Consider the following 20,883-nt stretch of genomic DNA (forward strand, 5'->3'; position numbering starts at 1 on the left):
CCATTGAAAACTATATCCAGTATTATAATCATGAACGAATGAAAAGGAAATTAAATAATCAAAGTCCAGTGGTGTTTCGAGAAGCAGCACAAAGGTGAATGTAACAACCTGTTTCATTGCATAAAAAAGGAGTGGATTTTTCCACTCCATAAAAGTCTAACTTTTTGGGGTCACTACAAAACTAAATGCTAGTTTTTCTCTGTTTTTTAGTCTTTGATTCTTTTGACATCAATCACCGTACCGGTAAAAGCATCAGCGATAAATTCGTATTGCACCATCACGCCGTCTTCCAAGCGAGAAATACCGCCATTGTAGGTTTTTGAATGAACCGCAAATTTCCGCAAGGGTTTTTTCTCAAATTCAATCCAAGAGCCTTCAATAGGACCTTCCTTTAAAAAAGCATTTTTGACATTTTCTAAAACTAAGTCAGCATCTAATGTACGTTTTTTTTGGTACCATAATGTAGAAGCGATCCCACTTATGATCCCCAGACTCACACCAATTGCCAAGCCGCCTTTAAAATAGCTTAATTCATTTTCTTCATTCATGGGGATAACCTCCGAGCCTTCTCAAGTGTTTGCTGAAACATTCAGCTTCAATTCTATTCTAACACAATCTATTGAAATATCGAAAAACAAAAAACGTGGGCAATTGAAAAATTTTGCGTTATAATTGATTGTGAATTCAGATGAAAGGAGTATCTGCCATTTCTGAAAAAGCTTATATCTCTTTCAGAAAAGAAAAGCGATTCCTGCAGTTGAAGACAATTTTTTCGACGAATCATCAGGACGTTGGCAGATAATACAACGATGGAAGAAAAAACATTTCAGCGCATCAAAGAACTAACAGAACTACAAGGGACCAGCGGATTTGAAGAGGATGTCCGTGCGTATATGAAACAAAAGATGGAACCTTTAGTGGATGAAATCCAATACGACGGTTTAGGCGGTATTTTCGGTCTGAAAAAAGCGTCTCAGGATGATCCTCGCGTGATGGTCGCAGCTCATATGGATGAGGTCGGCTTTATGTTAACCCAAATTAAAGACAACGGTCTGTTTCAGGTTGTTCCTTTGGGCGGATGGAATCCATATGTTGTTTCATCCCAACGCTTTACTTTAAAAACAAGTAAAGGCAATTATCCATGTATTTCTTCTTCTGTTTCTCCGCATTTATTGCGCGGAGGCAGTGGACAAAAGCAGTTGGAAGTAACGGATGTATTGTTTGATGCCGGTTTTGAATCAAAAGAAGAGGCAGAAAGCTTTGGCGTACGTCCGGGCGACTCCATTGTTCCTTTGGCAGAAACAATCAAAACTGCTAATGGCAAAAACATTATCAGTAAGTCGTGGGATAATCGTTATGGCTGTACCCTTGTTTTAGAAGCATTAGAAGCGTTGCAAAATGAAAAATTAGGGCATACTTTAATTGCTGGAGCCAATGTTCAAGAAGAAGTTGGTTTGCGCGGATCAAAACCATCTGTACACAAATTCGAGCCGGATTTATTCTTTGCTGTAGACTGTTCGGCCGCTGATGATATTCAAACAAAAAAAGGTACCTATGGTCATCTTGGTGAAGGAACCTTATTACGTATTTACGATCCGGGGATGATTACATTGCCGCGCGTTCGTGAATATTTGCTGGATATCGCTTCTACTCACAATATCCCTTATCAATACTTTGTTTCTAAAGGCGGTACGGATGCAGGTGCTGCCCATACGACTAACAATGGTGTGCCAAGTACCGTGATCGGTGTTTGCGGACGTTACATTCATACGCACCAAACAATGTTTAACATCAAAGATTTCGAAGCCGCTCGGGAAATGTTGATCCAAGTCTTGAAGGGCTTAGATAAAACAACTGTTAATACTATTATTTATGGAAAGTAGGAATGAATATGATTATTCCAGCTTCATATGAAGAATTGGCCGAATACGTTGAAGGAGAAACAAGTGTCTTCTTTTTCACTGCAGATTGGTGCGGTGATTGTCGCTTTATTAAACCAGTTATGCCTGAAATCGAAGCAGAGTTTCCGGAATTTCGCTTTATTGAAGTAGATCGGGACAAGTATTTAGAATTAGCTTCAGAATGGAATATTTTCGGTATCCCCAGTTTTGTCGTTACACGTGAAGGGAAAGAATTGGGTCGTTTAGTGAATAAAAATCGCAAAACGAAAGAAGAAATCACTACCTTTTTAAAAAGCATTAGTGCCTAATAAATGCTTGTCAGTAGCAAAAAATTGATCAGGAGATGAGTGTTGTGTTAACACAAACCTATAAAAATATTTTAGTCGGCATCGACGGCAGTGACCAAGCAAATTTAGCCTTTGAACAGGCTGTGGCCGTTGCACAAAGAAATAATGGTCGTGTCATCGTTGCTCACATTATTGAAAATCAAGTTTATACAATGATGGGTTATTCTACGCTAAATGATAATTTATTGGATCAAGAAACCGAAAATGCTAATGAGCTTTTGGCTGCTTGTAAACAATATGCTGAAAAAGCCCAGTTTGCTCAACTAGAAACGGTTATTGCCTATGGATCAGCGAAAGAAGTCATGTGTCATGATTTACCGGAAGAATATGATGTAGATTTAATTATGGTAGGACAATCAGGCTTAAATGCGGTAGAACGATTAGTGATGGGCAGCGTCAGCAGCTATATCATCCGCCAAGCCCCTTGCGATGTGCTGATCGTTCATCCGGAAAAAGAATAAAATAGCTTGCGGTAAAAAACAGCTCAGTTGCTGAGAAACACAGTGAAAGAAATGAGCTGTTGTACCTTATTATTAGTTATCTAGCTGCACAGGCTAGCTCTTCGGAAAAAAGATAAATTGCGAATAAGGCAAAAGGCGCCTTAGTCTCAATTTCCTATTTTGCTGAGAATCACAACGAAAGAAATGAGTTGATGATGAACAGTACAAGACTTTCGTAGAAAGTGTTGAACCTTTTCGAAGAGCTGGGCAAGCCTGTTCCGCTTTTAAATTAGGAGGATTTTATGATTTTTGCTTATAATAAAGAACATGTTGGTGATGTGTTGTTCATTATCGTGAATGATGACAAGGGTCAGGAAAATATGGTTGAGCGCAAAGGTCAGGTTGCTCGCATTCGTGTGGCAGAGGATGGACCGGTTGTGGCTTGGAATATTTTTGACGCATCAAGTGTTTTAGGTGAAATTACCGGTGCAGGTCAAGTAGAGTTGACAGATGCACAGATTGACAAGTTAAATCAATTACTGAAAGAAGCTGGTTTTACTGAAACCTTAACAAGTGATAAGGAACCGAAAATAGTGGTTGGCTTTGTTAAATCTTGTAAGAAGCATCCAGATTCTGATCATTTATCCATCACTCAAACCGAGGTTGATCATGGTGAAGTACTGCAGATTGTTTGCGGAGCGCCAAACATCAAAGCCGGACAAAAAGTTGTTGTGGCAAAGCCGGGCGCAATGATGCCAGATGGTTTAATGATTTGGCCGGGTGTTTTGCGTGGCATGGAAAGCTTCGGGATGATTTGTTCCGCTTCAGAACTGCGCTTGCCAAATGCACCAACGAAAAAAGGTATTTTGGAATTGCCATTTGATGCAGTTATCGGTGAAGCCTTTGCTGTTGGTCAATAAGCACATAAAAAATGAGAGTAGTAGCTTTTCCAGCTGCTGCTCTCATTTTTTTGTTTTGATAATAATTGTTATTCGCCTGTTTGACTATTTGATTTTAAAGCTGACTGATCAATCGTTAAATCAACAGTCGTACTCTTTTCTTTACCATCACGATAGTAAGTCACTTTCATTTTATCGCCGACTTTTTTATTGAATAAAGCACTTTGCAAGTCTGTAATAGATTCAACTTCTTTATCATCAATTTTAGTAATCACGTCATATCTTTCAAGACCGGCTTTTTCAGCTGGAGTAGCTGTTTGAACCGTAGCCACTAGAACACCGGTTTGAACGGATTCTGGTAAGTTCAAGACTTGTTTTCTTTGTTGGGTTGAAATTTCAGATAGGTCTTTCATGCCAATACCTAAAGCCGGACGAGTCACTTTGCCGTCTTTTTCTAGCTGATTGATAATGGTTACCACATCATTACTTGGAATCGCAAAGCCCATACCTTCAACGCTCACTTGACTTTCTGACTGCACGATTTTAACAGAATTGATGCCGATCACTTGTCCTTCAATATTTACTAGCGGACCACCTGAATTTCCTGGGTTAATCGCTGCATCTGTTTGGATCGCATTAATATTGATTGGTTGTCCGTTATTTTCATTTTGGATATTTCTGTTTAGAGAAGAAATAATCCCTTGTGTCACAGAATTTGCATAAGCAGAACCTAACGGAGAGCCGATCGCTAAAGCAGGTTCACCGATTTTTAAGTTGTCAGAGTTACCGAATTCGGCCACCGCATCTACTTTGTCAGAAGAAATCTTGATTACGGCAAGGTCAGTATAAGAATCAGTTCCGACTAACTCACCCTCAACCTTAGTTCCGTCATGAAGAACGACCTCCAGACCTTTAGCTTGGTCAACAACGTGATTGTTTGTAACGACATAGGCAGTTTTGCCGTCTTTCTTATAAATCACACCGCTACCTTCGCTGGCAGCCTGTAAATCGCTACCGTTGTCGCTATTGCTGGAATCCTGTTCATCACTTCCGCCAAATAAACCACCAAAGCTGTCATTGCTTTGACTAGGAGATTGTAAATTAATAACAGAAACCACGGCATTTTTAACTTTATCCACAGCTTTAGTTACATCGCTGTTAACATCTAAATTTACATTTGTTACTTTAGTATCGCCTTTGTTATCCTTAACGGTACTTGTAGAAGTGGATGGTGTGGAGGAAGAATCCGGATTGATAATAGCGTAAGCACCCCCAAAAGCTAAAGCTCCTCCTAATAATCCTCCGAGCAGACCAATACCGAATTTTTTTAATAGGTTGTTTTCTTTTTTATCTGAATTAGGTGTAACATCTTTCTTTTGCATAACAAGCAACCTCCATATGTAATTTTCTATTTATTTATTATATTTAGTATAGTCTTTCAAGACAACTTTAGTCTACAGAAGAGCTTTGAATTTTTTATGAACAAGTTTGGGAGAAAAACAGATATAAATAATGAAGAAATCTTTCAAGCTTAACTTATACACAGCAATGTGTGAAAAACTTTAAAAAAAGAGGGGGAAAACTACTTAGGAAAGTTATCCACAAAATGTGGATAATGTGGATAAAACAATGGGAATATGTGTTTGTATCTAAAAATACTGTAAAATAAAGGATAAATCGGTATAAACCTGTGGATAAGTCTGTGAATATGTGCATAACTTTGTGGGAAAGTGTGTGGAAGAGGAATCTTATTCATGCTAAAATTATTAACAGCTAAACAAAGACAGGAAAGTGAAGTGACATTTTTTGAAAATCAAAATCATTACTGTGGGGAAATTAAAAGAAAAATACCTTGTGCAGGGGATTAATGAATATCTGAAACGACTCCAAAAATACGCCAAAGTAGAAATTATCGAATTGGCCGATGAAAAAGCACCAGAAAACCTAAGCGAAGCAGAAATGCTGCAGGTAAAAAACAAAGAAGGTGAACGAATTTTAGCCAAAATTTCCGATCAGGAATACGTATTTGCCTTAGCGATTAACGGCAAGCAATACAGCAGCGAAGAATTTTCTAAAGAAATTGAACAACTGGGGATAAACGGCAAAAGCCAATTAGCTTTTGTCATCGGCGGTTCATTAGGATTAAGTGAAGAGGTACTGAAAAGAAGTCAAAAGCAGATTTCCTTTGGAAGATTGACTTATCCACACCAGCTAATGCGCTTGGTCTTGGTGGAACAGATTTATCGCGGGTTTCGAATTATGCGGGGGGAACCGTATCATAAGTAGGGGATTCTTGGAAAGGGAACAGGTTAATGCAAATGAATTATTGACCGAAAATGAAGTAGTTGAAATCATAATGAGGTATTTAAATAGTCAAGGTATACAATAGAAAGATATGTAACTACAACAAAAACAGGAATTGACATTGAGGCATTTAAAAATGGAAACAAAATCTTTATTGAAGCTAAAGGGGCAACGTCTTCAATGAAAGATTCTGCTAGATATGGTAAGCCATTCAATGATAATCAAGTAAAAAATCATATGGGAAAAGCCGTAGCTGTAGCACTAAATATTTTAAACCAAGAATGCAAAGATATTATTTCTGCTATTGCATTGCCTAATAATGTTATATATAAGAAAGAAATTAATGGGATACAAATACCACTTATACAATTAGGCATTGTATCTAAAGATAGCGTGTTGGATTATTTTTGTGGTAGTAAAAAAATGGAATGAAAGATAGTGATGTCTGGTTAATTGAGCCTATGTTGGCTATATAATATCAACTTTACACTCTCACTAATAATAATATGTAGTTTTATGAATTTAATAATTATGTTATAGTTAAATTACTCTTACTTTAAGGAGAAACGAATGAAAAAAAATGCATTCATAGCTTTAGCTATAATAATTTTAGTAGGTTTAACAATCGGAGGTAAATGGTATATGGAAAGAGAGAAAGATAAACAAGAGTTACTAACTATTCAAACTGATTTAGCTAATTATTTGTATAATAATTATGTTCTGTATACTAGTGATGAATCTAAAGTAGCTGAAATTGATAAAGAATTTGATAATGGAAGAAATGGTTGGACTAATATAGAATACTTAGAAAAATTAAAAAATGCTCGTATATATTCTGATATAAAAAAAATTGAGTTTACAAAAATTTCAACTACATCAATGAATGCTGTTAACTTAAATTTTGTAATTAATAGTGTATATACTGATGACGTCTCTTTAGACACTGTTTCTGCTGAAACAGGTAAGTTGATTTATCATATTGGTGAATATAATGGTGATGGTCCATACTATTTAGAAAAGAAAAAAAGAAAAACGAATGATATATTTCCAGAAAAATCCGTTGTTTTTTATAAAGGTGGGATTGAATAGTGGATCAAAATAGACTACTTTCTGGGGCTTCCTATGGTGTAGAATCTGGTAAGACAAAAGTAAATCAAATCATAAAAGACACTAACCATTTGGTATTAGATGTTGTCGATACTAACAAGGATATAATAGGAAATGAACAAAGGCCTAAAGGAAATAGTATGCAAGCAATGACAACGGCAACAATAAAAGATGAGTATAAATCTTATGATAGCAGAGAATTACAGAAGGTACCTGGTTATCCAGAATCAGTAATTAACAACGATATTACTATTTCATATGCTGGGACGAATGGTTGGCAGGATATTAAAACTGATGTTAGAGAAATCGGTAGAAATGACAAACATACAGATGGAGCTTTCCAGTCTGCTTTAGATTACGCCAATGTTATTGAACAACGATATTCTAAAAAAGATGGGTACACTATTTCTACCACAGGGCATTCATTAGGTGGCGCAGAAGCTATCTATATTGCTGTTTTAAAAGGGTATAATGCCATAACCTATGGTGCTGCTGGATCAGGGTTAACTGATGCACAAATTAAAAATTATAAGGGTACTATTGTCAACATCTATGATACATCTGATGCGGTAACTAGTGGTTGGATGACTGGTGGTCAGAAGAAAATACCATTCTTAAGTATAGGTATCGATAATAAAGGCTGGAAGTTATTTGGTCATTCAAGAGATCAGTTCAAAGTAGATAAAAAAGGAAACTATGTCAATAAATACGGAGATATCGTAGTTTATTCCGATTTAAATAGTGGTATCTCAATCGAACAAACTCTTTTAGCGCAAAGTATCGTTGAAAATAAGATGCAGATGCGTAGATTAGAATATTATGGTGTAGATAAAATGGGCGGTAAAAAAGAGTATCAACGCTTAAAAAAAGAAAATGAGTGGCTTCAAACTCAAATTGATAGTTTCACCAAATTGAACGTTTTACGTAAAAAATTTACTGCTAGTGGTGGCGGTTTATCTGGAAATGAACAAATCTATTTAGACGATAGCCAAGCGCTAGCCATTGTAAAGCTTGCATCTTCAAAATTTGACATGGCAATGGAGAACGTCGTAAAGCTCTATAAAGATGCCATTAGGGAATTAGAAGAAATATGGCAAGAAGGACGTTCAACGATTCAAAGTAATTGTCCTGACTTATCTTATGGCGAAGTTTTAGATGCTATGCAGGCAATGGGATGTACGGAACAAACAATGGTGACGATTCCTTCACAAGGATTTCAAGAAAAACTAAGTTTAGCACATCAAATGAGTAGTAAATTTAGTGACCTAACAAAAGATATTACCGCAAAAATAGATGAATTAGTTCAACGAGACCAAGAATTAGCGAAACAACTTGCCTAAAAAGGGAGCGACACGAGTATGAATCAAGAAGAACAAGCATTGGCGGATTATCAACAAACGAGACGACAACTTGAAGAGGAAGCTGCTGCATTGACAAGAATTAGACGGCAAGCGGAACAAGCAACGAATGATACCTATTCTGAAATGCAACGGCAAGTACAACGATTTGGTGAAACAACTGAACCCATGGAATGGGCAAGACGTGAACTATCACGTCTTGAAGAAGATTTTTTCTCAAAATTAGACAGAGAGAAACGAATCCTTTCGTTAAAAGAAGACGAAGCGGAACAAGCCTATCGTAAAAAACTTCAATAACAAACTAAACCGTAAAAGGAGTATGATGACGTGTTAGAAGCTATTGAAAAACTATTAAAAGAATATAAAAAGAATTTACAAAAAATGAGCGCTCAAGCCACTGCAATGGCACTTGTTCAGAAAAAAGATAGTCTTGTGAAAAAAACAAAAAAATCTGGAGAAACGGAATCAGAAAGTGCAAAAAGTTCCATTATTTCTGCAACAAGTGGTCTAGGAGAAACAGTAAAAGGGCAATTTGGAAAGAAAGTAACGCAAGTTTTTGAAGAACAAGGAAAAATGCTGGATAAATTTTAATTGGAATAGAAAAAGGTGTGTTTCTAATGGATGATAAAGAATTAGAACTGCGTAAGGAAGTACAACGTCAAAAAATTCGTGAAATTAGACAGAATGCCCAACTCAAAAGTTTAGAAAGCCAATTGAAAACAGAAAAAGAAGCTAATAAACACTTTGAAGAATTAGAGAGAACTTTAAAAGAAATACAACAAGTGGTTGATTCCTGGGATAGGAAGTACGAAAATACGCCGAAAGACGGAATTTCATTAAGGAAATCGTTGTAAATCAGTTGTAAGGAATGTATTTAGCTTAAAAATAACTATATATTATATTTATGAAGGTTAATCATCTTGAATGGTGGTTGATTTATTTTTGTGTTTCAAGGAGGCAAGTAAGAAACCGAATTAGACTATTTACAAATCTTTGAGTTCAATCCAGATGATCAACGCCAAGCAATTGAAGTGATTCATCGACAAGAAGAACCATTGTCTATATTCGTAGGGCTCTTTGTCATCAGAAAGTTCTACGAATATCATCTCCTTATGATACGCAGAGCATTATCGTAAATGATGCAACTTGTAGAAACGAGGAACTGAAGGAGGAAATTAAATGAGTCGAGTTGAAAATAACAGTAAAAAAAGGAAATACTTCTACATTATTGTAGGGTTAGTAGCTATTATTGCAGGATTATTTATTTTTATTGTGGTACACGGCTATTCAAATAAGTCTAAGGAAGAAGTAAATCGTTCCGAAGTTTCAACAAGTCCTTACGAATCCACTGACAAGAGCTCATCAATGTCTCACTCTTCCACTGAAGTAAGTATGTCTAATTCTGTGAGTAATAGTGAATATAATTATGCATCAGAGGCTGTAAAAAAATTGTCAGTAGAACAACGAGCAGCGTTAATTGTTTTAGGAGCACCTGAGGATTGGTTTTTTAACGGATATCCATCACAAAGTACTATGAATAAATCTGTAAGACAGATTGCTGAATCCGATACTAATATTATAAAACTAACGAAAGCAAATAGAAAATTAGCAAGTAATACAAGCGAAGAAGATCAGATATTTTATGTTACTGGAAAAGACGTGCAAGGAGTAGGTGGAATTCCTAAACTAACATACGCTTTTGGACGAGAGAACAATAAAATCTACTATGTCCTACTTAGTTACATTGATATAACGCACATTTTAACGGGTGGGAGCAGCATGAAAACTCTTGCCAGTTCGCTGCTGACCTATGAGAATGGCATGATAGTATTGATAATTAGTATTATCGTATTTTTGTTAATTTCTATAGGAATTTTACTCATTTCTTCAAAAAAATTAATGATTAGAAAATTAGCAAAATAAGTGGACTTAGTGATCGTTGGAACAAGTGAACAGAAAACAGTTCTGATGAGAGCGTAGTCAAACAGCAGCCAAAGGGCAATTCTTGAGCAATTCATAGAATCAGTCAATGTGAAATGAAAAGTGCGTTTTTGCCTTTTGCTTCAATGATCCGAGCCTAAATAACTTTAGTTCAACTCCTAATATTGATATAAGAGATTACTTCTGATAGTGTTGCTACTTGGTCATATCCTATAAAAATTTTTTTCACCAATTATCATTATCTGTACCAAATTGTTTTGATAAAGATTCCCTCCCTAGCATTTATCGTTTATGATAGAAAGAAAACAAAAAATAGCGTTGGTTAATGTAGTTGAAAAGAGAGCAAATCATTCTAAAAACTCATTCAAAGCAATAATCAATAGAGACTCAGGAGGTTTTTTCTATGCTCGACAAGCAGTATTGGATCGATAAATTAGGTTTGGTTCCGCATCAAGAAGGCGGTTTTTATAAGGAACTACCAGCTTCAAATGATTGGCTGGCGGACAAGAATCGTCCGCTGTATACCAATATTTATTTCTTATTGACAGAGGACAGCCCTTCCCATTTTCATCAATTGACTGCAGATGAGGTGTGGTATTTTCATTACGGTTCATCATTGAAAGTCCATGAATTAAGGAAGGATGGTTCTTATAAAGAAACCTCTGTAGGGTTAAATATTGAACAAGGCGACGTATTGCAATATGTGGTTGAAAAAGGAACCATTTTCGGTTCTTCAGTTAATAAAGGAGATACTTATGCGCTGGTAAGTTGTATGGTAGCACCGGGTTTTACATTTGAAGATTTTAAACTTTTTACGAAAGAGGAATTACTTGAAAAGTATCCCGAAAACTATGAAATTATCGATCGTCTAGCTTTTGAAAAAATAAGTAAGGAATAAATTTTAGTGCTATTCTTAAATAACATTTGCTCGCTGTTCAATTTTTATTCGTTAAAAGTTCTATGTTATAACAAGTCAATTTGATGCTATAATACGAATAAGGAGAATGAAGCGAGGGGGTTATTTGTATGAATTCAACTATAAATCAACAAGACTCTTATAAAAGTTTAAGAACGAATTACGATCAATTGATCTATAAAATTGGTAGTTATCACTATAATTGGCATAACGACATTGAACTTTTGTGGCTTTTAAAAGGGGAAATTGAGCTAAATGTTGACGGTGAACGTTTTTCTTTAATCGAGGATGACTTATTTTTAATTAATCCAAATATTGGGCATGCAACATTTGCCATCGTTCCAAACAGTATCGCGATGAGAACGTATATTTCACCTGATTTCTATATAACTCAAGGAATTGATTTGACTAAAGGCTTCTTTAAAGTAAACTCTACCTTGGAACGTCGGAATTCTTTATATGATGAAATTCGCTATAACCTGGCCAAGCTGATTCTTATGGCTGACGATCAAACAGAAGCTTTTTTTAGTAATGCGACGTTCTATTCACTTGCCAATAGCTTATTAAGTTTTTTTTGTGAGGGGAGTTCGAAAAGTGCCGAGGTATTGATTAAAAAAAGGCAGCCTCTTTTAGATACGGCTATAGAATATATTGAAAAAAATTATTTTAAGCAATTGTCTTTAGAGAAGCTGTCCAAGGTGACCAATTATTCACCTTCGCATTTATCAAAGCTTTTTAAAGCGGAGCTGGGAATTAATTTTTACGAATATCTTACCAGATGCCGCTTACAAAATGCCTTGCTGGATCTGGCTGTTACGACGAATAAAGTATCTGAAATATCTTTAACCAGCGGCTTTAGTGATATTAAATCCTTTAACAGTATGTTTAAGAAACATTTTGGCATCACGCCAAGTGCATACAGAAAACAAGTCAATCCTGATCTAATTGAAACGGATAAATTTTTTCAAGAGAAGATAAGTGACGACGAAATAGCGGCAATCAGTTCTAAATTACAAGAAATCAATAACAGTCGAGAAACAATCTATTTGAACCCTTGTGATGGCTGTTCGCGGCTTGATTATGAAGAAAAATACAACAAACTCCTATTGAATCTAAAAGAATTAACCACTTAGGACTGATAGCCGGCACTAACTGCGCTATGATCATCACATCAAGCTGTACTAAAATTGAAGGACTTTAGAATAGAAAGGAATCCACGTGAATTTTTTGCCAATTTACGTGGATTCCTTTTTTGCGTCGAAACAGTAGGTTCTTAGTGATACGATGATAATGAGAGTTAATCTCCAAAATTTGGATACCTGATAATTGTCATTTTCTTTTTTTGAAAGCGGAAACAACTCTTGCGTTTATAACGAACAAATGATGGCTATTTTTGTCATCTTTGCTTTGCTTAAACTCAAAAAAAGGCGCTGATTGTAACGTACAGCAGCCGAAATAATCGATTTTTTCGGGTAGCAATGTGTTCGCTCTGTGGAGATAATAGTTCTATCAACGAGGAGGTATATCATGGTTATCAAATATGCGTATGAAGAAAAACAACTATCGCCAGACGCAATTAAAATGCGGGACATTCTTGCTGCATATATAGCAGTGGTGAGTCGTAAATTACCAGATGATGTAACAAAGAAATTGGGTGAATTGTCCAAAGAAGAAGTGGATCCACTGCAGCAATTAGTCTATAACACGATGTGGGAAAATCAATTGTTAGCTGAAGAGCTGAAAAGACCAAGCTGTCAAGATACTGGTGCACTGCAGTTTTTCGTTAAATGTGGCGCTAAATTCCCGCTGCTTAGTGAATTAAACGAGATTTTGAAAGAAGCGGTCTATTATGCCACACAGGAGGCGCCTTTACGTCACAACGCTGTTCAGACATTTGATGAATACAATACTGGCCTGAATATAGGTAATGGCATTCCAACTGTTGTGACAGAGATCGATGGAGACGGCGATGGCATCGAAATGTATGTTTACATGGCTGGCGGAGGCTGTACACTTCCCGGAGCAGCTAAAGTGTTAATGCCCGGTGAAGGCTATGAAGGTGTTGTGCGATTTGTTATGGATCAAATGACCAGCTACGGAATTAATGCCTGCCCGCCGCTACTTGTAGGAATTGGAATTGCTACTTCGGTGGAAACTGCTGCAATGAATTCAAAATTAGCGTTAATGCGTGAAGTTGATAGTATCAGTCCCAATGAAAATGCGGCGAAAATGGAGCAGCTTCTAGAGGACGGGATTAATAATATTGGCCTTGGACCGCAGGGATTTGGCGGTAAAAAATCAGTCATGGGTGTAAATATCATCAATACAGCACGGCATCCTTCCGTTATTGGAGTAGCTATCAATACAGGCTGCTGGTCGCATCGGCGGGGAAAAATTATTTTTGATAAAGATTTGAATTACACGCTCCCATTGCATAAGGAGGTTTCATTATGAGAGAGTTTCACTTAAAAACGCCAGTGAGTGCGGAGGATATTGCGGATATACGAATTGGCGATATTGTTTATCTTGAAGGGATTTTAGTTACTTGTCGTGATGTTGCCCATCGTCGAGTGGTTGAAGAAGGCTTGGATTTACCAGTGGATGTTCGTGATAAAGCCATTTTACATGCCGGTCCGATCGTTAAAGAACAAGAAGCCGGCACCTATCAAATGATTTCAGTCGGTCCGACTACAAGTATGCGGATGGAAAAATTTGAAGAAGAATTCATCGCTAAGACTGGCGTAAGGCTGATCGTCGGTAAAGGCGGTATGGGTGCAGGTACAGAAGCCGGCTGTAAAAAATACAAAGCGCTTCACTTGGTTTATCCAGCTGGAAATGCTGTGTACGCGGCTGAAAAGGTAGAACGTATTATCGATGCGCAATGGAAAGATCTGGGCATGCCAGAAACGTTGTGGGTCAATGAAGTAAAAGAATATGGTCCGTTGGTTGTCTCGATTGATACACTGGGAAATAATTTGTTTGAACAAAACAAAATTGAGTTCAATAAACGAAAAGAGCTAGAGATTGAGCGTATTTGCCAAGAGGTTGGGTTTATAAAATAAACAAGTGATGAGGATTATTAAGGAGGGAAAAAATGCTTTTAGTTTTAGCTTTACTGATGATTTTAAGCTTCATTTTTTTGCTATCTAAAAACAAACTTTCAATAATAGGTGCGCTATCACTTGTCCCATTATTCTTTGGTATCTTAGTAGTACTATTGACCGGGGCAACCTTCAGTGATCTGTTTCAATGGATCACTGATGCCTTGTTCTATAAAGTAAATAGTAGTGATGGCTCAGTTAGTATGGGAGTCATCTCACCAGGATTATTGATTTTATTTGCCGTTATGTATTTCGATTTAATGTTGAATGTCGGTCTGTTTGATCCCTTGTGCGAGTTCTTCATTAAAAAGGCTAAGGGTGATCCGTTAAAAGTTACTTTTGCTACTGTACTGACCGCCACTGTCGTTACGATGAACGGCGATACGACTACGACTATTATTATTTGTGTCGCAGCCTTTCTTGAACTTTATAAATTTTTGAATATGAAATTAAGTTATCTTGCCATTTTAATTGTCGGACCAATCGGCATTTTTAACCAACTGCCTTGGGGAGGCCCAACAATAGCCGCCAGTACAGCAATGAATGTTCCGATTAACGAATTATTTAAAGCGCTGATTCCAGGATTGCTGGCTGCCGAGGTCTTCATGCTGTTTGTGGCTTATCGCTTGGGTAAAAAAGAACGGAAGCGCTTAGGCTTTTGTGATGGGAGCGATTCAGCTGTTGATGAATTAATGACAGAAAAAATGCTCAGCTCCATTCGGGAGAAAGATCCAGAGTTGAAACGTCCTAAATTGTTTTGGTTTAATTTCTTGTTAACAATGGGAATTTTGTATCTGCTCATTCAGGGCTTTGCTCACGGTGCTGTGCTATTTATGATTGGTAGCGCTATCGTTTTGACAGTAAATTATCGAAAAGTTGATCTTATCAATGAACGAATTGATGAAATTGCCTGTGATGCTTTGGCACCAGCATTAGCTACTTTTGCTGCAGGTGTGTTTTCAGGTGTATTGTCAGGGAGCGGGATGGCCACCGCTTTGGCAGAAGGGATGACCATGATTATTCCAGATGAATTGGGCGCGCACATGGCACCAATTTATGCGGTTATATCTGCTCCGGCCATTACTTTCTTGCCGCAGGATGCTTTCTATTTCGGTATTGCTAAAGTAGTAGCTACGGTTATGGAACAATATGGTATTACTGCCTTACAAAGCGCTGTTGCTTCAATGGTAGGACAAGCATTTCGTCTGATTTCGCCAGTGATTCCGGCATTGTTTATGTTAACGGCTTCGACAGAGATGAATTTTGTGGATTTTCAGAAAAAGTATATTAAGTATTGTTGGCCGATAATCATTATTTATATTGTCGTTTATGCCCTAACGGGAGCATTGCCGATTTAACTTTAATGAGATTGAGCCAAAGGTCATTATGACTTAAGTAATTAGAGGCTAAGACAAAACAAAAAAATAGTTTTGGCTCAGTCTCTTTTTAATGGAGGGAATTGAATTTGTTTTTTTTAAACCTTTTTAAAAAGGAAAAGGGGCTTCAACAAAACGTTGAAGCAACAACTAATAAATCAAAAATAGCGGATCAATGGCAGGAAGTTCCTGCATACAGCGAGACTGATTACAAAAATTATGAGTTAGTCAGTGTAATTGCGACTGCTATTGCTTCCGGAGATCGTCCTGAAAGTCAATTTGTAGTAAAGAGAATCCTTGAGCGTAATCCCGAAGCAAAGCTTGTTGCGCTTATCACCTCAAGTATAGCAGCTGGCGACAATCAAACAAGTCGATTAGCTGTAAAAAGAATTGTAAAAAAATCGTGAAATAGCGGAGGAATCATTGTATGTTACGTAAATTCAAAATAGCAATTGATGGAAAAGAGTATTTAGTAGAAATGGAAGAAATTGGTGGAGTACCACAGCCAACGGTGCCAACACAACCAGTCACAGCACCGGAATCTGTACCGGCGGTTGAAGTGGCTCAAAAAGCCGAACCAGCTCCGACAACGCCTAGTGTAGCAGCCGGTGCCGATGCTTTAACCGCACCAATGCCTGGCACCATTTTAAATATATTAGTCAATGTCGGCGACTCTGTAACTGAAAATCAGCCGGTGATGATCCTTGAGGCAATGAAAATGGAAAATGAAGTGGTCGCGCCAAAAGCAGGCACGGTGACTGGTCTCCATGTAGCACAAGGTCAAATAGTCAATCCAGGCGAAGCATTAATCACTATCGATTAATGAAGAGATGAAAAATTGATATAGGAAGTGAAATATGTGGAAACTCTTTTAGAAGGAATTATCGGCATGGGGCAAGAGCCCGGCCGGATTGTGATGATGCTTATTGGGGGCTTATTGATGTATTTAGGCATTAAAAAGGAATATGAGCCAACCTTGTTAGTGCCGATGGGGCTGGGCACTATTTTGGTCAACTTTCCCAATTCAGGTGTTTTGCAGACAGGCGGCGAAGCAGGTCCTTTCAACGTTTTATTTGACGCTGGAATCAGCACTGAATTATTTCCGCTGTTATTATTTATTGGTATTGGAGCAATGATTGATTTTGGCCCGCTGTTGCAAAATCCATTTCTGCTATTGTTTGGTGCGGCTGCTCAATTCGGGATTTTCTTCACTGTAATAGTAGCCGTTGTGCTTGGATTTAATATTAACGATGCAGCTTCGATTGGAATCATTGGTGCTGCAGATGGTCCGACATCCATTTTTGTAGCCAATACGTTGAACTCGAAATACATGGGAGCGATTATGGTGGCAGCTTATTCCTATATGGCGTTAGTGCCAATTATTCAGCCGATTGCCATTAAGGCTGTTACAACAAAACGTGAACGCCGAATTCGAATGACTTATCATGCGGGAGCTGTTTCGCAGACCGCGAAGATTTTATTCCCTATTGTGATTACGATCGTTGCTGGGTTAATCGCGCCGGTTTCATTGCCGTTGGTTGGCTTTTTGATGTTTGGGAATTTATTGCGTGAATGTGGTGTTTTGGAACGTTTGTCTATTTCGGCTCAAAATGAATTAGTGAATTTAGTCAGTATTTTGTTGGGGTTGACAATTTCGGTGAAGATGCAAGCGGGAGACTTTCTGAAAGTTGATACGTTGATGGTGATCGGTCTAGGGTTAGTCGCTTTTATCATGGACTCTGTGGGTGGTGTTTTATTTGCTAAAGTATTGAACTTAGTTCGCAAAGAAAAAATCAATCCGATGATCGGTGCCGCTGGTATCTCGGCATTTCCGATGTCCAGTCGTGTTATCCAAAAAATGGCTACTGAAGAAGATCCGCAAAATTTTATTTTAATGCATGCTGCAGGAGCCAATGTATCTGGGCAAATCGCATCCGTTATCGCAGGCGGTTTGTTGCTGGCATTGCTGACCTGATGTTTTTGCAATTGATTAAACCGAACCTTTAAGGAGGAAAGAAACATGTCGGAAGATTTAAAAGTGGCTATTGAATTACTAGGCTTTGGCTGGGGCGGTGTTTTCGCCGTAATCTTGATTATTTACGCGGCTTCGCAAGTGCTAGCCAAGATGTTTCCGCCAAAGTAGTGGACAAAGGCAAAAATTATGAGTATTGAAGGGAGCAGGAAGATGACCAAACAAATTCAATTTACGGAGACTGTCCTGCGGGATGGTCAACAAAGTCAAATTGCGACCCGTATGCCGACTGAAGCTATGCTGCCTATCATCAAGACGATGGATGAGGCAGGATTTCATGCATTGGAAATGTGGGGCGGAGCGACTTTTGATGCCTGCTTGCGCTTTTTGAATGAAGATCCATGGGAAAGACTGCGCAGCATTCGTAAACAAGTGAAAAACAGTAAATTACAAATGCTTTTAAGAGGCCAAAACCTGCTGGGGTATAAGAACTATGCGGATGATGTCGTGTGGGAATTCGTGACAAAATCTATTGAAAACGGGATTGATATTGTTCGTATTTTTGATGCATTGAATGACACGCGTAACTTGCGGACATCCGTTGAAGCATGTAAAGCAGCGGGAGGACATTGTCAAATTGCTATTTCATATACGACCAGCACTTTTCATACGGTGGATTATTTTGTAGGCTTGGCTAAAGAAATAGCTGAGCTTGGTGCGGATTCTATCTGTATCAAAGATATGGCGGGGGTATTAACACCGGGTACTGGTTTTGAATTAGTTAAACGGATTAAGCAATCTGTTGACCTGCCGTTAGAAGTCCATACGCATGCGACCAGCGGTATTGCAGAAATGACGTATCTGAAGGCGGCCGAGGCTGGTGCGGATATTATTGACACGACGATTTCCTCGTTCTCTGGCGGAACTAGCCAGCCGGCAACGGAATCTGTAGCGCTGGCTTTAGAAGATTTAGGCTTTGAAACTGGCTTGAAAATGCATAAATTAGAGGAGATGGCGGATCACTTCAATCTGGTGCGCAATCATTTTCGCGAAGCCGGTATCTTGAATCCGAAAGTCAAAGATACGGAACCAAAAACCTTGATTTATCAAGTGCCTGGCGGAATGTTATCCAACTTGTTGAGTCAGCTCAACGAGCAGGGCAATACGGATAAATATGAAGAAGTTTTGGCGGAAGTACCCAAAGTACGTGCGGATCTGGGCTTTCCACCTTTAGTGACCCCTTTATCACAAATGGTGGGGACGCAGGCATTGATGAATGTATTGAGTGGAGAACGCTACAAATTGGTGCCGAACGAAATCAAAGACTACGTGAAAGGGTTTTACGGCAAGCCGCCAGTGGCTATTTCTGAAGAGCTTCAAAAGAAAATTATTGGAAATGAACCAGTGATTACTGAACGACCGGCAGATTTGCTGGCGCTACAATTACCGGAATTTGAAGCGGAAATTAAGGAGTATGCGAAATCCAGCGAGGATGTACTAAGCTATGCGGTTTTTCCGCAGCAGGCTAAAGACTTCTTAGGACGGCGGGAGGATCCATTTTATGATGTTCCGTTGCAAATTGTCGATGTAAAAATCGATATCAGCTAAAAGGACAAGACGATAGCAGAATTTGTCCATTAGCTTCAATTGATAAATAAATAGAGAAAGGATAAATACAACGAGGTCAGAATGGAAGTAGCTTGACCTCGTTTTTATGTGCTGAAAAACGTAACGAAAAGTAGAAGCTGCCGCTGTTAAATAAATCAAAATGCTTTTAATCAGAAATGATTTCGATTGAAGTGAATAGCTGTGGAAAGAACGTTGCTCCATTCAATTTTTTTCTTTTTTCTCATTAATTATATAAACTTTTTTATATTTCTTTATGTTAAAAATATTTTTTAAATATGTTTGACAGCCAGTACTATACATTATATACTACTAGCGTAAGCTAGCTACAAGGAGAATTATAAGTAAGAGAGGAAGTTTATTATGAAAATGACAAAATTGACAAAAACATTATTAGTAGCCGGAGTTGCTTTAACAATCGGTGCTACACCATTCGCTGGCGGATACTCAGCAAGTGCCCAAACAATTATTTCTGAAACGGCTTATGAAAAAATAATCAGTTTTACAACAAAAGATTTAGATGAAGCAACCGGTATTCAGTTAGCGCAAGGAACGATCAATAAAGCATACGATTCTTTAAGTCAAGCTGCTACTTGGAGAACGTTAGGTTATAGCGAAACGGATGCTAAACGCGTAGCAGATCGCTTTGTACAAAGTAGATATCAAGCGATTGGGATTTTAACAGACATGGTAAATAATGCTGGCGTATCGTTAAAGGTTGTAACAATTAACAAACCTTACTACAGCACAGTGAATATCGGTACTATTGGTGAAGCGGTAAATCCGGGAACAGAGAATTCTTCAACAGAAGAGTCAAATCAAGGAAATAATAACCAAAGTATTTTAAGCAAACAAGTAAAAGAAATTGATGTCGAAGTTGAATACAAGCATAAAGAGATCGAGTTAGAATACGATGTGAAATCAAATGGTTCAGTAAAAGCTGAATTTGAAAATGAATTTACTGGTGTAAAGCAAAAAGGTACAGCAGCACAACAAACAATTGAACAGCTATTCGCAGGTCTTGATGTGAAAAATAGCAGTAAAATACAAATTAAAGATCATATTCTTTCAAAATTAGGGGCAGCACAAAATTTCAAAAAATTTGATTTTAAGGTCAAATTCGCTGATGGCTCTAAAGTAGATTTCAAAATTAAATAGTCTTTTTCTAAAAAGGCTGGACAAAGCTAGAAAATAGTTTTGTCTGGTCTTTTACTTACGATTAAATAGTGGCTAAAAGTCAAGCTCTACGGCAATTTCAAAAAATCTGCCAATGCAAAAAAGCGCATTTGTCGGCTTTTACTCCAATTGCTCGAGCTTGAACGACATTTAGCTCAACCTTGATTAAACGGTGGCTAAAAGTCAAGCTCTACGGCAATTTCAAAAAATCTGCCAATGCGAAAAGCGCATTTGCTTCTTTTACTCCAATTGCTCAAGCTTGAACGACATTTAGCTCAACCTTGATTAAACGGTGGCTAAAAGTCAAGCTCTACGGCAATTTCATAAAATCTGCCAATGCAAAAAAGCGCATTTGTCAGCTTTTACTCCAATTGCTCGAGCTTGAACGACATTTAGCTCAACCTCTTTTCAAAAGCAAT

Annotated in this window: 26 protein-coding genes; 24 read left to right on the forward strand and 2 right to left on the reverse strand. The window is 37.8% G+C overall.

Translation table 11 applies throughout. The annotated features are described in order from the left end of the window. Positions 1-14: 14 nt before the first annotated feature. Positions 15-98 (forward strand): IS3 family transposase, encoded by an 84-nt coding sequence (locus tag ABH902_RS12330; RefSeq protein WP_404591287.1) that lies wholly within the window; start codon positions 15-17, stop codon positions 96-98. Positions 99-206: 108 nt separating this feature from the next. Here the strand turns inward: ABH902_RS12330 and ABH902_RS12335 are convergent, their stop codons facing one another. Continuing rightward, positions 207-548: a peptidase gene (locus tag ABH902_RS12335; protein ID WP_404591160.1), complete on the reverse strand. Its 342-nt coding sequence runs from the start codon at positions 546-548 to the stop codon at positions 207-209. A 261-nt stretch (positions 549-809) separates the two neighbouring features. Here ABH902_RS12335 and pepA point away from each other — a divergent pair, with 261 nt between their 5' ends. The 4 genes from pepA (at position 810) to ytpR (ending at position 3,608) form a co-directional block, all read left to right on the forward strand. After that, positions 810-1,883: a glutamyl aminopeptidase gene (pepA, locus tag ABH902_RS12340; RefSeq protein WP_404591162.1), complete on the forward strand. Its 1,074-nt coding sequence runs from the start codon at positions 810-812 to the stop codon at positions 1,881-1,883. An 8-nt stretch (positions 1,884-1,891) separates the two neighbouring features. Beyond that, the gene (locus ABH902_RS12345) at positions 1,892-2,209 is read left to right on the forward strand and encodes a thioredoxin family protein (protein ID WP_404591288.1); all 318 of its coding nucleotides are present in this window, start codon (positions 1,892-1,894) and stop codon (positions 2,207-2,209) included. Positions 2,210-2,253: 44 nt separating this feature from the next. Beyond that, the gene (locus ABH902_RS12350) at positions 2,254-2,709 is read left to right on the forward strand and encodes a universal stress protein (RefSeq protein ID WP_404591163.1); all 456 of its coding nucleotides are present in this window, start codon (positions 2,254-2,256) and stop codon (positions 2,707-2,709) included. Between the two features lie 281 nt (positions 2,710-2,990). Then, complete coding sequence (gene ytpR, locus ABH902_RS12355) at positions 2,991-3,608, forward strand: YtpR family tRNA-binding protein (protein WP_404591165.1); 618 nt, start codon at positions 2,991-2,993, stop codon at positions 3,606-3,608. A 68-nt stretch (positions 3,609-3,676) separates the two neighbouring features. On the opposite strand, the gene ABH902_RS12360 is transcribed toward ytpR, so the two are convergent. Beyond that, positions 3,677-4,969, reverse strand: coding sequence for a S1C family serine protease (locus ABH902_RS12360; protein ID WP_404591167.1), 1,293 nt, complete (start codon positions 4,967-4,969; stop codon positions 3,677-3,679). A 424-nt stretch (positions 4,970-5,393) separates the two neighbouring features. Here ABH902_RS12360 and rlmH point away from each other — a divergent pair, with 424 nt between their 5' ends. The 19 genes from rlmH (at position 5,394) to ABH902_RS12455 (ending at position 20,446) form a co-directional block, all read left to right on the forward strand. Next, positions 5,394-5,873, forward strand: a complete 480-nt coding sequence (rlmH, locus tag ABH902_RS12365; protein WP_404591168.1) for a 23S rRNA (pseudouridine(1915)-N(3))-methyltransferase RlmH — start codon at positions 5,394-5,396, stop codon at positions 5,871-5,873. A gap of 198 nt (positions 5,874-6,071) precedes the next feature. Beyond that, positions 6,072-6,323 carry a hypothetical protein gene (locus tag ABH902_RS12370; protein ID WP_404591170.1) on the forward strand — a complete coding sequence of 84 codons (252 nt, stop codon included), beginning with the start codon at positions 6,072-6,074 and terminating at the stop codon, positions 6,321-6,323. A gap of 138 nt (positions 6,324-6,461) precedes the next feature. Further along, positions 6,462-6,980 carry a hypothetical protein gene (locus ABH902_RS12375; RefSeq protein ID WP_404591172.1) on the forward strand — a complete coding sequence of 173 codons (519 nt, stop codon included), beginning with the start codon at positions 6,462-6,464 and terminating at the stop codon, positions 6,978-6,980. Next, positions 6,980-8,338, forward strand: coding sequence for a triacylglycerol lipase (locus ABH902_RS12380; RefSeq protein ID WP_404591174.1), 1,359 nt, complete (start codon positions 6,980-6,982; stop codon positions 8,336-8,338). Before ABH902_RS12375 ends, ABH902_RS12380 begins: the two co-directional genes overlap by 1 nt. An 18-nt stretch (positions 8,339-8,356) precedes the next feature. After that, positions 8,357-8,653 (forward strand): hypothetical protein, encoded by a 297-nt coding sequence (locus ABH902_RS12385; protein WP_404591175.1) that lies wholly within the window; start codon positions 8,357-8,359, stop codon positions 8,651-8,653. Between the two features lie 30 nt (positions 8,654-8,683). Continuing rightward, on the forward strand, positions 8,684-8,947 hold the full coding sequence (locus ABH902_RS12390) for a hypothetical protein (RefSeq protein WP_404591177.1): 264 nt from the start codon (positions 8,684-8,686) through the stop codon (positions 8,945-8,947). Between the two features lie 26 nt (positions 8,948-8,973). Further along, positions 8,974-9,210 carry a hypothetical protein gene (locus ABH902_RS12395; RefSeq protein ID WP_404591178.1) on the forward strand — a complete coding sequence of 79 codons (237 nt, stop codon included), beginning with the start codon at positions 8,974-8,976 and terminating at the stop codon, positions 9,208-9,210. A 325-nt stretch (positions 9,211-9,535) separates the two neighbouring features. Next, a complete protein-coding gene (locus ABH902_RS12400; RefSeq protein WP_404591180.1) occupies positions 9,536-10,279 on the forward strand; it encodes a hypothetical protein in 744 nt (247 codons plus the stop codon). A gap of 421 nt (positions 10,280-10,700) precedes the next feature. After that, positions 10,701-11,195 carry a cupin domain-containing protein gene (locus ABH902_RS12405; protein ID WP_404591182.1) on the forward strand — a complete coding sequence of 165 codons (495 nt, stop codon included), beginning with the start codon at positions 10,701-10,703 and terminating at the stop codon, positions 11,193-11,195. Between the two features lie 128 nt (positions 11,196-11,323). Further along, positions 11,324-12,346 carry a helix-turn-helix domain-containing protein gene (locus ABH902_RS12410; RefSeq protein WP_404591184.1) on the forward strand — a complete coding sequence of 341 codons (1,023 nt, stop codon included), beginning with the start codon at positions 11,324-11,326 and terminating at the stop codon, positions 12,344-12,346. A gap of 394 nt (positions 12,347-12,740) precedes the next feature. Further along, on the forward strand, positions 12,741-13,667 hold the full coding sequence (gene ttdA / locus ABH902_RS12415) for a L(+)-tartrate dehydratase subunit alpha (RefSeq protein WP_404591185.1): 927 nt from the start codon (positions 12,741-12,743) through the stop codon (positions 13,665-13,667). Further along, positions 13,664-14,275, forward strand: a complete 612-nt coding sequence (gene ttdB, locus ABH902_RS12420) for a L(+)-tartrate dehydratase subunit beta (RefSeq protein WP_404591186.1) — start codon at positions 13,664-13,666, stop codon at positions 14,273-14,275. The genes ttdA and ttdB overlap by 4 nt, the downstream gene beginning before the upstream one ends. 32 nt (positions 14,276-14,307) lie before the next feature. After that, the gene (locus ABH902_RS12425; protein WP_404591188.1) at positions 14,308-15,672 is read left to right on the forward strand and encodes a citrate:proton symporter; all 1,365 of its coding nucleotides are present in this window, start codon (positions 14,308-14,310) and stop codon (positions 15,670-15,672) included. 107 nt (positions 15,673-15,779) lie between these two features. Then, positions 15,780-16,097 carry a hypothetical protein gene (locus ABH902_RS12430; RefSeq protein WP_404591190.1) on the forward strand — a complete coding sequence of 106 codons (318 nt, stop codon included), beginning with the start codon at positions 15,780-15,782 and terminating at the stop codon, positions 16,095-16,097. A gap of 20 nt (positions 16,098-16,117) precedes the next feature. Further along, positions 16,118-16,513 carry an acetyl-CoA carboxylase biotin carboxyl carrier protein subunit gene (locus ABH902_RS12435; protein WP_404591192.1) on the forward strand — a complete coding sequence of 132 codons (396 nt, stop codon included), beginning with the start codon at positions 16,118-16,120 and terminating at the stop codon, positions 16,511-16,513. A 36-nt stretch (positions 16,514-16,549) separates the two neighbouring features. Further along, positions 16,550-17,665, forward strand: coding sequence for a sodium ion-translocating decarboxylase subunit beta (locus ABH902_RS12440; RefSeq protein ID WP_404591193.1), 1,116 nt, complete (start codon positions 16,550-16,552; stop codon positions 17,663-17,665). A 45-nt stretch (positions 17,666-17,710) separates the two neighbouring features. Beyond that, complete coding sequence (locus ABH902_RS12445; protein WP_404591195.1) at positions 17,711-17,833, forward strand: OadG-related small transporter subunit; 123 nt, start codon at positions 17,711-17,713, stop codon at positions 17,831-17,833. Between the two features lie 42 nt (positions 17,834-17,875). Further along, positions 17,876-19,270 carry an oxaloacetate decarboxylase subunit alpha gene (locus ABH902_RS12450; RefSeq protein WP_404591197.1) on the forward strand — a complete coding sequence of 465 codons (1,395 nt, stop codon included), beginning with the start codon at positions 17,876-17,878 and terminating at the stop codon, positions 19,268-19,270. Positions 19,271-19,651: 381 nt separating this feature from the next. Continuing rightward, complete coding sequence (locus ABH902_RS12455) at positions 19,652-20,446, forward strand: YusW family protein (RefSeq protein ID WP_404591199.1); 795 nt, start codon at positions 19,652-19,654, stop codon at positions 20,444-20,446. The last annotated feature ends 437 nt before the right edge of the window (positions 20,447-20,883 follow it).

The organism is Enterococcus sp. UD-01, assembly GCF_044909655.1.
Taxonomy (GTDB): domain Bacteria; phylum Bacillota; class Bacilli; order Lactobacillales; family Enterococcaceae; genus Enterococcus_L.